Origin of the sequence: Wenzhouxiangella limi (assembly GCF_010499265.1) — a bacterium.
GTDB classification, from domain to species: Bacteria; Pseudomonadota; Gammaproteobacteria; order Xanthomonadales; family Wenzhouxiangellaceae; genus Wenzhouxiangella; species Wenzhouxiangella limi.
Window position 1 is genome coordinate 43,812 of sequence record NZ_JAAGSC010000037.1, and the last position, 14,457, is coordinate 58,268.

Annotated in this window: 14 protein-coding genes; 3 read left to right on the forward strand and 11 right to left on the reverse strand. The window is 63.2% G+C overall.

Going from position 1 to position 14,457, the window contains the following annotated elements; translation table 11 throughout:
- Positions 1 to 3: 3 nt before the first annotated feature.
- The 6 genes from G3I74_RS05100 to cysK form a co-directional block, all read right to left on the reverse strand.
- On the reverse strand, positions 4 to 2,460 hold the full coding sequence (locus G3I74_RS05100; RefSeq protein WP_203594560.1) for a DUF305 domain-containing protein: 2,457 nt from the start codon (positions 2,458 to 2,460) through the stop codon (positions 4 to 6).
- A gap of 73 nt (positions 2,461 to 2,533) precedes the next feature.
- A complete protein-coding gene (locus G3I74_RS05105) occupies positions 2,534 to 5,611 on the reverse strand; it encodes an EAL domain-containing protein (RefSeq protein ID WP_164210505.1) in 3,078 nt (1,025 codons plus the stop codon).
- Positions 5,612 to 5,878: 267 nt separating this feature from the next.
- Positions 5,879 to 6,202, reverse strand: coding sequence for a helix-turn-helix domain-containing protein (locus G3I74_RS05110; protein WP_164210506.1), 324 nt, complete (start codon positions 6,200 to 6,202; stop codon positions 5,879 to 5,881).
- The gene (locus tag G3I74_RS16085; RefSeq protein WP_275401487.1) at positions 6,202 to 6,330 is read right to left on the reverse strand and encodes a hypothetical protein; all 129 of its coding nucleotides are present in this window, start codon (positions 6,328 to 6,330) and stop codon (positions 6,202 to 6,204) included. Before G3I74_RS16085 ends, G3I74_RS05110 begins: the two co-directional genes overlap by 1 nt.
- Positions 6,327 to 6,743: a hypothetical protein gene (locus G3I74_RS05115; RefSeq protein ID WP_164210507.1), complete on the reverse strand. Its 417-nt coding sequence runs from the start codon at positions 6,741 to 6,743 to the stop codon at positions 6,327 to 6,329. Before G3I74_RS05115 ends, G3I74_RS16085 begins: the two co-directional genes overlap by 4 nt.
- 239 nt (positions 6,744 to 6,982) lie before the next feature.
- Positions 6,983 to 7,954 carry a cysteine synthase A gene (gene cysK, locus G3I74_RS05120; RefSeq protein ID WP_164210508.1) on the reverse strand — a complete coding sequence of 324 codons (972 nt, stop codon included), beginning with the start codon at positions 7,952 to 7,954 and terminating at the stop codon, positions 6,983 to 6,985.
- Between the two features lie 171 nt (positions 7,955 to 8,125).
- On the opposite strand from cysK, the gene G3I74_RS05125 reads away from it, so the two are divergent.
- Positions 8,126 to 8,344, forward strand: coding sequence for an EF-hand domain-containing protein (locus G3I74_RS05125; protein ID WP_164210614.1), 219 nt, complete (start codon positions 8,126 to 8,128; stop codon positions 8,342 to 8,344).
- Here the strand turns inward: G3I74_RS05125 and G3I74_RS05130 are convergent.
- Complete coding sequence (locus G3I74_RS05130) at positions 8,341 to 9,216, reverse strand: alpha/beta hydrolase family protein (protein WP_164210509.1); 876 nt, start codon at positions 9,214 to 9,216, stop codon at positions 8,341 to 8,343. The two genes, G3I74_RS05125 and G3I74_RS05130, sit on opposite strands and share 4 nt — an antisense overlap.
- Before the next feature lie 126 nt (positions 9,217 to 9,342).
- Between G3I74_RS05130 and G3I74_RS05135 the strand changes: the two genes are divergently transcribed.
- The gene (locus tag G3I74_RS05135; RefSeq protein ID WP_164210510.1) at positions 9,343 to 9,531 is read left to right on the forward strand and encodes a hypothetical protein; all 189 of its coding nucleotides are present in this window, start codon (positions 9,343 to 9,345) and stop codon (positions 9,529 to 9,531) included.
- The gene (locus G3I74_RS16180; RefSeq protein WP_164210511.1) at positions 9,528 to 10,577 is read left to right on the forward strand and encodes a diguanylate cyclase; all 1,050 of its coding nucleotides are present in this window, start codon (positions 9,528 to 9,530) and stop codon (positions 10,575 to 10,577) included. Before G3I74_RS05135 ends, G3I74_RS16180 begins: the two co-directional genes overlap by 4 nt.
- 1 nt (position 10,578) lies before the next feature.
- Here G3I74_RS16180 and G3I74_RS05145 read toward each other — a convergent pair whose 3' ends face one another.
- From G3I74_RS05145 to G3I74_RS05160, 4 genes are read right to left on the reverse strand one after another with little or no spacing between them, the layout of a single operon-like run.
- Positions 10,579 to 10,722, reverse strand: a complete 144-nt coding sequence (locus G3I74_RS05145) for a DUF2256 domain-containing protein (protein WP_164210512.1) — start codon at positions 10,720 to 10,722, stop codon at positions 10,579 to 10,581.
- 58 nt (positions 10,723 to 10,780) lie between these two features.
- Positions 10,781 to 12,814, reverse strand: coding sequence for a CocE/NonD family hydrolase (locus G3I74_RS05150; protein WP_164210513.1), 2,034 nt, complete (start codon positions 12,812 to 12,814; stop codon positions 10,781 to 10,783).
- A 33-nt stretch (positions 12,815 to 12,847) separates the two neighbouring features.
- The gene (locus G3I74_RS05155) at positions 12,848 to 14,212 is read right to left on the reverse strand and encodes an ATP-grasp domain-containing protein (protein ID WP_239056617.1); all 1,365 of its coding nucleotides are present in this window, start codon (positions 14,210 to 14,212) and stop codon (positions 12,848 to 12,850) included.
- Positions 14,213 to 14,252: 40 nt separating this feature from the next.
- Positions 14,253 to 14,453, reverse strand: coding sequence for a dodecin family protein (locus G3I74_RS05160; RefSeq protein ID WP_164210514.1), 201 nt, complete (start codon positions 14,451 to 14,453; stop codon positions 14,253 to 14,255).
- Between the last annotated feature and the right edge of the window lie 4 nt (positions 14,454 to 14,457).

Here is a 14,457-nt window from a genome sequence, read left to right on the forward strand (position 1 = left end):
TCCTCAGTTGTTGTTCTCGGCCAGAAGCGCCAGCACGTTGGCCAGGCCCAGCAGCCGGTCGGCGGTCAGACCCGTCCGGCTCTGTCCCAGCATCGCCATCGCCTCGGACTGCTTGACCAAGGCGTCGGCTTCGGTCGCGTCGATGCGGCCCTGGTCGAACGCGTCAAGCAGCGCGCGAATGGCCCGGTTCTGCGGCTCGTCCAGGTGCCGACCGCGCTCGAGCTGGTCCAGATAGGCGCGCGCGACCGCCGTCTGGGCCGCCCACCGCACCTGGAACTGCTGCTGCGGGTTGAACACTTCGTCCCCGAACGGCAAGGCCGCAGCCGCGATTTCACTTTCGCTCATAAACTCGCTGGGACGCAGGGCGAACACGTCCAGGCCGCGCACGATCTCGGTGCCAAAGATCCGTCCACGATGCCAGTATGACGACCAGTAACCGCCGGTGACCAGAGCCTCTGCGTCGATCGGGCCGCGATCGAAAAAGGCAATCTCGACGGGATTGGCCGAGTCGGTGAAATCGAATACCGAGATCCCGCCCTGGTACCAGGACTGGACCATGATGTCGCGCCCGGGCACCGGGATCAGCGAGCCGTTGTGGGCCACGCAGTTTTCCTGCTCGGTCTGGGGGGCGGGCAGCTTGTAATAGCTGCGAAACTCCAGCCGGCCGTCGACGATGTCGTAGATCGCGTTCGCACCCCAGTTGGAAGGGTCCGAGGCCCGGCAGCGCGGGCGCATGCCGCCACCCCATTCGTCGGTGAAGATCACCTTGGTACCGTCGTTGTTGAAGGTCGCAGAGTGCCAGTAAGCGAACCCCGGATCCACGACCGCGTCGATCCGGACCGGGTTGACGGGATCGGAGATGTCGAACAGGATGCCGTTGCCCGAACAGGCGCCGGCGGCCAGATTCATTTCCGGAAAGACCGTGATGTCGTGGCAGTGGTTGGTCTCGGCCGAAGTCTGGGTGCCAGGGCCGTGATCGCCGCGCTCCCAAAGCCCGGCCAGAATCCCGGTGTCGGGATCGGCAAACACCGCCGGGCTATGGATGATGCGTGCCTGCTGCGGCCGCTCGACTGGAATCTCGATGACATCGATCCGAAACAGCGCCGTGCCCTCATCGCGCCAGGGTGATTCGTCGATGCAGCCGGGCAGTTCGTCCTCCTCGCGCACCGGCCCGATGCCGGAGTTGTAGACGATGATCCGACCCTCGGGATCCGGACCGGCGACCACGCTGTGGGTGTGCGAACCGCGACAGGTCTGGACCTGGCCGACCTGGACCGGCATGGCGCGGTCACTGATATCGAAGATGCGCAGGCCGCGAAAGCGTTCATCGCTGACCGGCTGGGCCACGCCCTTGAGGCCGCAGTCGACCCGGCCGCGGACCTGCTCGACCGACATGATCAGCAAATCCCCGACCACCGAGACATCCCCCTGGCCGCCGGGGCAGACCACCGCCGAGATCAGCTGAGGGTCGTCGGGATCGACGATGTCATAGAGCTTGAAACCGTGGTAGTTGCCAACCACCATCAGATCGCCGGCAAAAGCCAGGTCGGTATTGGCGAAGTCCAGCAGGGCCGGGCGGGCGCGGTCGCTGGCCGCCGTATCGCCGTTGTCTTCCCCTTCGGTTTCCCCGGCCAGTTCGCGCAGGCGGGCCGGCGGCAGGGCAGCCGGGTTGGCCGGATCGAAGAAGCCGTCCGGCTTGGCCAGCGAGGCGGTCGGCCGGAGATGCCGAATCGCCGAGCCGGCGTCGCCGAAACCGGCGCTCAGACCGACGCGGGGGTCGGCGCTGTAGCTGGCCAGCAGGATGGTCATGCGGTCGATCTCGGCGGCCTGGTCGTTCTTGATGTCGGTGGCAAACTCGTACAGGGCCGGGTCCTGGGCCGAACCGGCCTGGTCCATCAGGTCGTCGACCATGACCAGCGCGCCGCGGTGGTGCTCAATCATCAACTCGAGGTAGAGCCGATCAAAGGCCTCGGTGCTGGCGGCCTCCAAATCGGTCATCTGCGCCGGCGTTGCCATACCCTCCATGCCATGCTCGACATGATGGGGATGATGGTCATGACCATCATCCTCGGGCGCGGACACGTGTGGGCGCCAGTCACGATCAGGCCGAGCCTCGCCCCGATCGACCAGCCACTGCTCCATGAGCTCGATCTCATCGATCTGGGTGGTCTCGATGCGCCGGGCCAGGTCGAGTAATTCTCGGTTCTGACTGCGCTCGGGCGCCAGGGCCGACATGTCCAGCGCCTGCTGATGGTGCGGGATCATGTCGCGCATGAAACGCACATCGGCCGCCGAGTAACGAAGCCCAGCCAGCTCCACCGCCGCGGCGGCCTCGATCTGGCGGCTGGGTTGTCCCGGCTCGCCGGGCTGGATGATCGGCGATACGGCCCAGGCCAGGTGTATCCAGCACAGCGCAGTCAACAGGACCAGCAGCGCGGCGCGAGGCATGGATCGGTTCATGCGGATCTTCCCTTTGAAATCGACAGGCGTGCAAATCTAGCAGACGCGGGCTCGCGTCGGGTCGGCGCGGCTTTCAGCCGGGTTGGTCTAGGCCCTGCTCCATGCGCTGTACCAGTTGATCGCGCCTGGCGCATAGTTCAGCCATCGCCGGCGGCAGTTTGTCGAACATGGCCGATTCACGCAACGCCACGACCCTTTCGGCCAGCGCGTGAACTTCATCGTGAAGCGCTAAGACCTCGGCCAGAAGCTCGGGCCGTAAAGCCCGATCGAGCTCGCCGGCTCTCAGGCGCTGTCCGAAACGGCAAGCTTGTGAATTCATTTCCGGTGGCTCATGGCGACTGCCCCGACACCATTGATCCAGGCCCTGGACCCAGGCGCGATGCTCGCTCATGGCTGAAATCAGCAGCTTGCCGGCGGCACCGGCCGTCGGGGTCGCCCGCCAGCTGACCGGCGGCGTCCAATCGTTAACCCACTGCGGCAGATCGGCTGCCGGCATCGGCCGGGCGATGGCATAGCCTTGCCCGTCTTCACAACCCAGGCGCAGCAGCATGCGCCCTTCTTCCTCGGTTTCCACCCCCTCTGCGATCACCCCTCGCCCAAACGCGCGCGCCAGTCCCAGGATCCCCTCCAGAATTGCGAGATCCTCCGGATCATCGAGCATGTCGCGCACGAAGGACTGATCGATCTTCAGCCGCTCGACCGGCAGCTTTTTCAGATAGGTCAGCGACGAATAGCCGGTTCCGAAATCGTCCAGATCAAAGCGGATGCCCAGACGGTGGCAGGCCTCCATGACTTCGCTGACGCGCTCGATATCTTCCAGGGCGGAGGTTTCAACCACCTCCAGGCTCAGCATGCCGACTGCCAGATCACCGCACTCCTTGATCAGGGTCTCAAGATCGGCGACAAAGCGCGGATGCTGCAGGTGGTCGGCGGCGATATTGACCGCGATCGGCATGACAAGACCCTGCGATTGCCACAGGCTGAGCTGCTGGCATGCCTCGCGCAGCACCCAGCGGCCGAGCTCGATTTCGGTGACGTGGTGCTCGATTACCGGCAGGAAAACGCCCGGGCCCAGCAGCCCGCGCTCCGGGTGCTGCCATCGCACCAGCGCCTCGACCCCGCGGACTTCGCCGTTGCGCAGGTTGACCTTGGGCTGGTAGTACAGCTGTAGTTGGCCGGCTTTGAGACCTTCAGAAACCTCCGCGATCTGTCGAAGTCGCTCGCGCTGATCGGTGTCGGAATCCAGGTCGAAAATCTCGTAGCGGTTCTTGCCGCCCTGCTTGGCCCGGTACATGGCCTGGCCGGCCTGGCGCAGCAGCTGATCGGCATTGACCGGACTGTTCTGCGGGAACAGCGTCAGCCCGATGCTGGCCGATATATTGAGCTGCAGCTCGTGACTCGGAATCGCCAGCGGTCTGGCCAGCTTGCGCAGCAGCGTGTCCACAACCTCGTGGACTTCGTTAAGAGCAGTGAGTGCCGGGATGATCAGACAGAACTCGTCGCCCCCGAGGCGGCCGAGCATCGATTTGTCGGGCAGGGCCTGGCGCAGGCGCCGGGCCACGCCGGCCAAGACCCGATCACCGACGGCCTGACCGTGTTCCTCGTTGATCGACTTAAAGCCATCCAGGTCCAGCACACCCAGCGCCAGCATGTCATCTGGTGAGGTGATCACTTCGTTCATGGCACGCTCGACCCGCTCGACCAGCAGCGCCCGATTGGGCAGACCGGTCAGCGCATCGTAATAGGCGATCCGGTACAGCTCTTCCTGGTGCTGTTTCTGCCGGCTGATGTCGGAAAACAGGACGATATGGTGCGACAGTTCACCGCTGTCGGAGCGCACCGCCGAAGCCACGGCCATGGCCGGATAGCGCTGGCCGGTGCTACGCCGGGCCCACAGTTCGCCGCTCCAGAAATCATTGGCGTGCAGGCTGACCCAGAAATTTTCCTGGCGAGATTTCTTAGCTTCGGGCGTGAGCAGCATTTCCGGGCGCTGACCCAGGATCTGTTCGCGCTGGTAGCCGGAGATTCGGCAAGCGGCCTCGTTGACATCGCGCACGGTTCGGTCAGGGGCCAGCACAATGATGCCCTCACGAGCGTGGGTGAACACGCTGGCGGCCAGGCGCAGATCGCGCTCGACGCGCCGGCGCTCTTCGAGCTTGGCCGCCTGGCTGCGCACCAGCAAGAGCGTGCCGGCGCCAAGCAGGACCAAGGACGAAATCGCCATAAAGCTGTTCAGCCAAAGGGTTCGCCACAGCCGCGACAGCCCGGGCTCGTCCGCCTGGCTGAGCAAAATTCCCAGCGTCTCTCCACGGGCACCGGTCAGCGGCGAAAACACCGCCAGGTGAATCCGTCCGTCGAGTTCCACCTCGCGCCAGCCGCGCTGTCCTGTGCCGATGGCAGCCGCGATCTCTGGATCGGCAGCCAGGCGCTGATAGACCCGCTCGCCGTTCGCACTGCGCGCCGGCAGGGGCGGATCATCGGCCAGCGGTTCCTGGACCGACAACGCCGACAGACCAAACCACGCGCTGATCGGCGCCCGCCGGTCCAGATCACGCGGCAATCCACGGGGCAGCAGCAAGAGTTCCGGATCGCGTCCCGGCACCTTGGCGTCAAGTTCTGCCTGCAGGCGAGACAGTGGCACGGAAAACTCCACGCTGCCAAGGTGGCGGTCCGCGGGATCGATGATGGGAAAGACATGACGGTAGGCCGTGCGCAGACGACCCGCCTCGATCGCGGCAACCGGCTGGCGGGTCTGGTTGGCCCGGCGGACGGTGTGGCGGTGTTCGAAGACATTGTCGCCGAAACGGTCGGGCTGGTAGGTGCGATAGAAGCTTTCGCCGTCGGACAGGTGAAAGTGGACGATGCTGGCACCGGCGGCCTGCATCTGCCCTAAATAGGGTTCCAGCCAAGCGACCAGATCGGTCCGGGCCTGATCGCGCAAGCCCGGGTCCTGCGCCTGAACCATCAGTTCGTGGACCTGCGGGACGTCGGCAAAGACCTTGAACCAGATCCGGGCACGGCTGTCGATGTTGGCCAGCAGCGACTGCCAGGCCAGTTCGTGCCGGGCCAGCTCGCGACCGGTCAGCGACTCGCGTGCCTGCTGGAACTGAAACCATAGCAGGGCCCACACGAGCAGGCTCGAAATCCCCACCAGACAGCCGATCCACACTGCCGGATACCTGCGCCAGAAGCGTCTGATTGCTCCTCCCTTGTACGCCCTCAACGTACGTTACAAGGAGAAAAGACTAGCAGAACTTCACATCACTTTCACATTATGTGGTTCTGATCTGATTTCGGTTCAGCGCCCGAAAGGCCGACGGGGTTCGGCGGGTTATCGGTTTCCGGCGGCCGGCCGTGGCCGCATCGGCGTTTCACAAGGCGATCATTCCGATCCCGAACCAGCGCCGATTCGCGCTGTTCAGCCGCTCCCGAGCAGATAGCTCATCAGCAGCATGCCACCTGATCCCATCGCCGCCCCGGCAACCACGGCTGCCGACAACAGCCAGCGCATGCGGCGCAACGCTTTCTGGTAGGCCAGTGCATCGACATCCTGGCGCAGCAGCTCCTCTCGCGGAATTTCCAGCACCGCGCACAGCGACGAGATCGTTTCGTTGGAAGCCGCGGCCTGGTTTTCCACCCGCTGGACGGTGCGCAGGCTCAGATCGGCAATTTCGGCCAGCTGCTGCTGGGTCCAGCCGCGCCGCTGGCGCTCCTGGCGTACGCGCTCGCTGGAGATCTCCATCAGGCACCTCCCTCAGCCAGCGTCGCCAGGGCCTGCTGAGTGAAGACCAGCCAGGCCCAGGTCACCGGCATGCAGCGGGGCAACAGCCAGGCCAGAATATCGCGGACCGGGATCCAGGAGACGCTCATTTCAGCAGCCCTCCCACCAGGTATCCGAAGCCAAGTCCGACAACCAGCCCAGCCAGCATGGGCACGAACAGCTTCCTTAAGGCAAAGTGCCAATCCAGACGCCCGGTGGCCGGATCAAGGCGAATCGTCTCGTCAGCATAGAGATCCGAGTCGATCAATTCACCGTCTCGAAACAGCCGCAACTCCGCAGACCCCAGCTTCATCTGAAGCTCAAGTCGGTAGCGATGCCCCGCGACGTCGAAATCGTGCGGGGTGTGGAAGCCAAAGCTGCGCTTGTCGGAGACCACGCGCTCGGTCTCGCCTTCGACCACCGAGACAATCTCGCGGCCGGTCCAGGCCGAAGCCCAGTAGCGAACGACGATACCGTCCACATCAAACCAGCACTCGATGCCGCTGCGCGCGGTGATTTGCATTCTGGTATTCCCGTTAGCCGGCGCTGAGCCGCCTGGGTAATTATTGTTGCTCATTTCGGTTCCTCGTGATCGCGCCGTATTGCGCGGAACCGATTACAAGCGTTTTGTGCGGCCTGGCCAACGACAGCCAGCTGCCATGGCGTGCCGTTGTCGCATGCGACAGCAATGCGCCAGGGCCTTGCCGGCCGTCAGGTTGTCCAGAAACCCGGCCGATGAAGCAGCCGGTGCTTGAAATCCGCTCAGGCCGAGTTGTCCTCGCCCAGACCAGCCAGCCAGTCGTCGTCGGAGCCTTCGGCGATGTCTTCGAACAGGAAGGTCGACAGGTAGCGCTCGCCGGTGTCGGCGACCATGGCCAGGATGGAAGCACCTTCCGGCGCAGTCTCGGCCACCTTGAGGGCTGCAGCGACGGAGCCGCCGCCGGAAATCCCGGTAAAGATGCCTTCTTTGGCGGCCAGGGCCAGGGCGGTTTCACGCGCCTGTTCATCGGTCACCGGCACGATCTGATCGGCGACCTCGCGATCGAGCACCTCGGGGACGAAGTCCGGCGTCCAGCCCTGGATCTTGTGCGGGCTCCACTCCTTGCCCGCCAGCAGTGAGGCGCCGGCCGGCTCGGTGGCGATGACCTGCAGTTCGGGTCGGGCCAGCTTGAGCATCTGCCCGGCGCCGGTGAGCGTGCCGCCGGTGCCCCAGGCGGTGACGAAGTAATCCAGCCGGCGGTTGGCGAAGTCGCGCAGGATTTCCGGACCGGTGGTGTTGCGGTGATACGCGGGGTTGGCCGGGTTCTCGAACTGCCGGGCCAGGAACCAGCCGTGCTGCTCGGACAACTCCCGGGCCTTTTGCACCATGCCCGATCCGCGCTCGGCCGCCGGGGTCAGGATGACCTTGGCCCCCAGCGCGCGCATCAGCTTCCGGCGCTCGACCGAAAAGGTCTCGACCATCACCGCCACGAACGGGTGGCCGCGCGCGGCGCAGGCCATGGCCAGGGCGATACCGGTGTTGCCGGACGTCGCCTCGATCACCGTCTGGCCGGGCTTGAGCTGGCCGCTGCGCGTGGCCTCATCGATGATCGCGAGCGCCAGGCGATCCTTGACCGAAGCCATCGGGTTGAAAAACTCGAGCTTGCCGTAGAGATCGACGTGGTCGGGGCCGAGCTGATTGATGCGCACCACCGGGGTGCGGCCGATGGTCTGGAGAATATCGTCGTAAATCATCCTGGGGCTGCCGTGATCAAGCCAGACTTATTCTGGCACGCAGCGGCGTGAAAAGTTTTTCATCGCCCAATATCCAGACAGTCCACCCCCGGTTCCTGTCCCAGCCCTATAATCTGGGGCCGAACGCTACCCCGCCAGAAGGGGCCGAATCCGAATCGAGAGTTTTTGATCATGAAGCGAGAGGAACTGGTTGATGTCCTGATGAAGGAATTCGACCGCAAGGGCGACGGCGTGCTGTCGCGCGGCGAATTTCGCGAACTGGTCAAATATCTGATCGGTGAGCACGGTATTCGCATCAGCTCGCGCATTTTCGAGCAGTTCGACCACAACCACGACAACGCCATCACCCGCGACGAACTCCTGGAGTTGATCGACGAGTACTGGCTTTAGTCGGTCAAAAGGGCCTGCAGCAGCCGCCAGGCCGCGCCATCGGTCAACAACACTTCGAAGTGCCCCGCCGGTGGGGCCAGTCGATGGACCCGAGCTTTACCACCGGCTGCCTTCATCCGGCTCGCGAACAGCTCGCTTTGATCCAGCGGCACGATGCGATCGCTGTCGGCATGGATCAGTTCAACCCCGACCGGGCCGGGAAGGTTGTCGACCGGGCTGACCGCGCGATACCTCTCCGGCTGCTCGCCGGGCGCACCGCCCAGCACGCGACGGGCGCCGGCCGGACAGCCGTCCTCTTCACTCGCGTAGGCAGCCAGGTCGGTGATCGGCGCCAGCGCCAGCACGCGCTCGACCGGCAGCGGATTCGAAGCGTACAAAAGATGCCCGGGCTCAAAAGTCGGCCGTGCCGCCAGCCACAGCGCCAGCTGCCCGCCGGCGGAATGACCGAGGAGCGTGATCCCGGCGAGGTCAAGATCGAACTGTCCGGCCACCTCCGGCAGAGCATCCAGGGCCGCGGCGGCATCCAGAAAGGTCTTCGGCCAGCCGTGCTCCTGCTCGGCCGGACGTCGATATTCCACGTTCCAGGTGGCGTATCCAAGACCGGTGATGGCGTCGGCCAGGGGCCGGATATGGGCCAGATCGAATTCCGGAAGCCAGCAACCGCCGTGGAGTATCACCACCACGGGATGGGGCCCGCCTCCTTCAGGCAACCGCAGCTCCGCGAACTGCTCGCGCCGCCCTCCGTAGGCGACGGTCAGGTCGGCCGCAGACGCCTGCTGAGCCATCACTTGCTCCCAGGTTGCCGGTCCGTCCGCCGCACCCGGCATCGGCAAGACCAGCAGCAGCCAGGCGGCGATCCATTTCCTCGACATTCGCATTCTCCGTGATGCTCGGCCGTCATCTTCCACGGCCGCCCGCGCCAAGGCAAGTCCGGATCTTCTCGACCTGGTTCGCTGTACACTGCCGGCCCACGCGCTGCGACAAAAGACCTGACCGCCATGGTGCTGGTGTTACTCTTGCTGGGCGCCCAGCCCTGGAGCCGGGTCGGCAACGACTACCTGCTGTTTTTGCCGATGATCATGCTGCCGGAGGGTTTTCTCAACGGCGCAGTGCTGACCATGCTGACGCTGCTCCGGCCTGCCTGGGTGCGCAGCTTCGACGACCGCGATTACATTGACGGAAAGTGATCGAACCGGCTCAGAAATCAACGACTGAATCCCTGCTCGCCGTGCATCACCGGGATCGGCAGCGAAGGCAGGTGCTTCTGGCGCTGTTGGTCATTACGTTTCTCGGCGGGCTGTTCTTCGGCACGCTGAACTGGATGCGCGGCATCGTGGCCGCGGCCGTGATCGAGTTCGCGTTCGCAGCCTTTTGCGTCGTTGCCTATCCGTTTGTGCGCAGGACACGGCGCATTCACGTCTGGGCCCTGGCCGTGGCCCTGCCCTGGATTGTTTCAGTCTGGGTGGTGGTGGCCCTGCCAGCCGCCGCTTCCTCGGTCTTCATCTGGGCGCTGGTCCTGCCGATTCTGCTGATGTTTCTGCTGGGTCGCCGCATCGGTCTCGGCCTGTCGGTGGTTTCACTACTCGGGGCAATGGCCGTCGCCCTTCACCGCTTCGGCCTGCCGCGCAACCCGGATCAGATCGCCTACACCGCCAACCTGATCATTGCTGCGCTCGCGATTCTGGTGCTCTCTTATGTCTATGAGCGGGCCCGGGAAAAGGCGGAACTGGACCTGCGCTATCTGGCGGTGACCGACACCCTCACCGACCTGCCCAACCGCACGCTCGTTTACGAGAACTTTGCCGGAATGAAAGCGCTGGCGCTTCGGCAGGACAAGCCGCTGAGTCTGCTGTTGATGGATCTGGACCACTTCAAGCAGATCAACGATCAACACGGTCATGACGCCGGAGACCAGGTGCTGCGCGAAGTCGCGGATCTGCTCCGCAAGCGGCTGCGCCGGTCCGACCAGGTCTATCGCATGGGCGGTGAGGAATTCCTGGTGATGATGCCCGATACCAGCCTCGACCAGGCCGCTGCGCTGGCCGAGAATCTTCGCGGCCGCATCGAGGCCCTTGACCTGCGCTTTAATGATCAGTCTGCCCCGCTGACGGCCAGCATCGGCGTGACCCAGATGACCGCGCCCGAGGAAAGCTTCGACACGCTGCTGCGCCGGGCCGACCAGAACATGTACTGGTGCAAGGCGCGCGGGCGCAATCGTGTACGGGCCAGCTGAATTAACCCCCAGCGCGCAAGCGTTGACGCCGGCAGCGTTCCGAACAATAGCGGACCTCATCCCAGCAGGCGCGCCACTTCTTGCGCCAGATAAACGGTCGCCGACAAACGGGACAGGTCTTGTGCGGAAGGTCTGATTTCTTCATCGCCGCGATTGCAGCAGAGTCGCAATGAACGCGGCGTGCATTCGGCCACGCCGAACAGTCAGATCAACAGACGCGGTATGGTCTCATCCCAATTGAGGGAACAGACGCGCTTTTCACCATCGGGCGTCATCTCGTAGGCGTCCAGCGTCGCATGCAGGAGAAACTCGCTGGCGGTGGAGGTGAGCACCATGCGGGTTACCGTGCGGATGCGCCAATCGCCGCGCGCCAGGCTGCGCTCCCAGAACGTCTCGGCCCGCGGCGTTCGGAAATCGTCGGCGGTCGAGGAATAACGTTCCACGGCGCGCGAGCGCACCTCGAGATCAATGTCGTCGAAACGCATGCTACCGCGATCGTCGATCACTTCCAGCGTCGATCGGTCGGCGGCCAGGTCCCGGTGCACCAGCCAGTTGTTGTCCGGCGCGATCAGCGTGGACACCGGCGCCGGGGCACTCGCTTCCGGCTCCTTGAACGGCGCAAGGGCCTGATCACTCTCCCGCGGCGGCCGTTCCGGCAGCGTCAGACGACAGTGCTCGGTAAAGACGTTCAACCGCACCGGTTCGGGCGGCGGCCAGGCCAGCGGCCAGTACGAGGTCGAAACAGACAAACGCAGTCGATGACCGCGCGGAAACGCGTGGGCGATACCGTTCATTTCGACCCGCACCCGGTATTGTTTGCCCGGCTCCAGCGGTTGCGGATCTTCACTGCCGTAGCGATGGGTCAGGTTCAACAAGCCGTAGGTGACACGCGTCGCTCGATCATCGGGAGAGACGTCCGACAAGCGGACCGCCACCATCGCGACCGGCCGCTCGGCACTGACTTCCAGATCGACCAGCGGTGACCCCATGATTTCAAGATCCTCGGCAAGCGGCTCGCTCTGGAACACCAGCGCCCCGCCGTCCTCCTCGCGCTGGTCGTGGGCCAGATCGGGCCCGGCTCCATAGGCGCACCACTTCCCCGCGAACAATCCCACCGTCAGCGGTGACTGCACGGTATGGTGGAGCGGCGTCGGCTCCTCGTTGCCGTCGACCAGAAGATGGCGCGAGAAACGATAACTCCGGTCCCGCAGATCGGGGCTTGGCCAGGTGTTTTCGGCTACCCATCGACCGGGCCGCTCGGGATAATGCGTTGTCGGCCGGACGCTGTCTTGCATCCACACGCGCAGCCTCGGTTCATCCATGATTCCGGTGTCGCGGCCTTTCAGCCAATAATCCCACCACCGCAAGAGTTCCTGGACAAAGCCGATCGCCGGACCGGGCACGCCAAGATGCGGATACATGTGACTCCAAGGGCCGATCAGGCCCTTGCGAGGGCACTGCAGATTTCTCATCAGGCGAAAAACAGCATTCGAGTAACCGTCGGTCCAGCCACTGACCGAGTACACAGGACAGCGGATCGCCGCATAGTCTTCGTTCACCGAGCCGTGTCGCCAGTAGGCATCCCGGCGCTGTCGTCGCAGCCACTTGTCCAACCACAGGCCGCTGCCCTGCAATCGCTCGAACCACATTTCACGCCAGCGCTCGCCAACCAGTTCCGGATCTGGTGGCAAGGTGTTGTAGGCGAACATGACCGATGCCCAGGAGATGTTGTCGCCCAAAAGGCAGCCGCCCATGTGGTGGACATCGTCGGCGTAGCGATCATCGCTGGCGCAGACGGCGACGATGGCCTTGAGCTCGGGCGGCTGCATCGCGGCGATCTGGAGTGCGTTGAAGCCACCCCAGGAAATGCCCATCATCCCGACATCGCCGTTGCACCAGGGTTGCTCACCCAGCCATTTCAGGACGCTGACGCCATCGTCAAGCTCCAGCTGCAGGTATTCATCTTCAAGCACCCCGCCGGATTCGCCGCTACCGCGCAGATCAACGCGCACGCAGGCGTAGCCGTGGCCCGCCATGTAGGGATGCATCATCTCGTCGCGAACTGCCGTTCCGAAGCGCTTCCGATAAGGAATGTATTCGAGTATGGCGGGAACGGGCTCGCCGTGACGCGGCCGCCAGATGCGGGCGGCCAGAGAGACGCCGTCGGCCATGGGAATCCAGACGTTGGATTCCTCAGTGACCTCTTGGGGAAGATCCTGCGGTCTGACAAGCTTCATCAAACCCTACTAGTCGGTTGCGATGGAGGCCGTTCACTCATCGGCGTCGATCTTGAAAGGCAGCATTTCCTCGACTTTATCGAACCGATCGAGCAGTTGTTTCTGACGGTCCGCGCCCAGGAAAACCACGGCAATCTCGTAGCTATAGCTGTCCTGGAACTTCAGGTCGCTCAGCCTCGTTCCTTCCTCGACCAGAGGCAGCACAAAGGCATCGGGATAGCGTTCCCTGACGCGCTCGATATCGTCCTCATCAGGCACCTGGCGGACAACACCGTCGGCGACCTCGTCTTTGAAGATTCGCATCATGAATTTTCCGGACAGCTCGTGCTCGCCTTTGCGGTGCGGCATATCCGGTTCGCGTCCCAGCGCCAGGTCCAGCACCACCTTGTGGTTGGTGGCCCCATCCACCATAAAAAACAGCGGCGAATGCGATTTCGAGATTCTCGAGTTGACCTCCAGCAGCATCAGGCTGTCGTCGTCGTGATCCCAGAAGAACTCGATGTTGAAAGTGCCCTGGTCGTATTCAATATGGCGCATGAAAGTCCGCGCAGCCTTGATCATTCTGGCCTGGATTTCTCGCGGCAGCTTGGATGGATATTGGTAACGTGAAAAACTCGATTGATGCTTTCCCGAGCGCAGCGAATCTATCGCGCCGAAGACCTGGACTTCGCCATGCCAGCAATAGCCTTCCACCGTGGCCTGGAAACCGGAGGAAATGATCTCCTCGGCAATGCAGTGGTAACCGTCTACTGCTGCAACCTCTTCGGGTTGATCCAGCAACGCGAGAAACTCGTTGAAGGGCTTTGCAAACAAGCCGATCTTTTCGCGGATCTCCGGAATGTGTTCACGCAAGGCGTCGGGACCATCGATGTAAAAACCGAGGAAAGAGGAATGCGACTTGACGGGTTTGAGCCAGAAGGGGTAATTGATCCGCACCTCGGCGGCCGGATCCTCCGAGAAAGGGTTCAAGGCCTGGAACTCTGGCACCATGTCCGGCAGAACCTTCTTTTGCTCCAGGCGCGACCAGTACTTGTGCTCGCAGCGCGCTACCGCCTCCAGCGGCTGAGCCGGCAGCCCGGCATCGTGGGCAACAACGGGTACGAAGGAACTGGTTGGAAAGTCCCAGTAGCCCATCACCGCATCAGGTCCGCCCTCGACCTCAGTGAACCGCTTTTTCGCCCGCTCTCTGACCTCATCAAGGCTTGGATATTCGCCGCCTTCCGCGTCAACGATTTCAGATAGATCAAGCAGCGGATGGAAGCAGTATTTCTCCTCGCTGCCTGCTTGATCGTCGATCGTTTCCAGCAGCTCCTCGTTGAATGGGTCAAGACCCATCACGAAAACGTTTTTCATGAAACCCTCCTGTGCGCTTCCTGTCAGGATCACCTGCCAGTTCAATCGGTATCAGCGTGGGTTATAGATCCTGGACTTGAAAAGCTCAGTCGATGACGAAGGTCAGTTTCATGATGACGCGGTATTCGATGATGCGACCATTCTCGATGGCCACTTTCTGCTCCTTGATCCAGGCGCCCTTGACGTTTTTCAGCGACTCTTCGGCTTTTGCGATACCGCTGTTGATGGCATCTTCGAAACTGGTTGTGGATTCTGATGAAATTTCGATGGTCTTGGCAATACTCATGGCT

Bases quoted from the DNA above. Each gene is read 5' to 3' on its own strand.
- G3I74_RS16085 (WP_275401487.1), bottom strand. From the start codon at position 6,330: ATGAGCGTCTCCTGGATCCCGGTCCGCGATATTCTGGCCTGGCTGTTG.
- G3I74_RS05115 (WP_164210507.1), bottom strand. From the start codon at position 6,743: ATGCAAATCACCGCGCGCAGCGGCATCGAGTGCTGGTTTGATGTGGAC.
- cysK (WP_164210508.1), bottom strand. From the start codon at position 7,954: ATGATTTACGACGATATTCTCCAGACCATCGGCCGCACCCCGGTGGTG.
- G3I74_RS05135 (WP_164210510.1), top strand. From the start codon at position 9,343: ATGGTGCTGGTGTTACTCTTGCTGGGCGCCCAGCCCTGGAGCCGGGTC.
- G3I74_RS05160 (WP_164210514.1), bottom strand. From the start codon at position 14,453: ATGAGTATTGCCAAGACCATCGAAATTTCATCAGAATCCACAACCAGT.
- G3I74_RS05110 (WP_164210506.1), bottom strand. From the start codon at position 6,202: ATGGAGATCTCCAGCGAGCGCGTACGCCAGGAGCGCCAGCGGCGCGGC.
- G3I74_RS05150 (WP_164210513.1), bottom strand. From the start codon at position 12,814: ATGAAGCTTGTCAGACCGCAGGATCTTCCCCAAGAGGTCACTGAGGAA.
- G3I74_RS05130 (WP_164210509.1), bottom strand. From the start codon at position 9,216: ATGTCGAGGAAATGGATCGCCGCCTGGCTGCTGCTGGTCTTGCCGATG.
- G3I74_RS05100 (WP_203594560.1), bottom strand. From the start codon at position 2,460: ATGAACCGATCCATGCCTCGCGCCGCGCTGCTGGTCCTGTTGACTGCG.
- G3I74_RS05125 (WP_164210614.1), top strand. From the start codon at position 8,126: ATGAAGCGAGAGGAACTGGTTGATGTCCTGATGAAGGAATTCGACCGC.
- G3I74_RS05145 (WP_164210512.1), bottom strand. From the start codon at position 10,722: ATGAAGAAATCAGACCTTCCGCACAAGACCTGTCCCGTTTGTCGGCGA.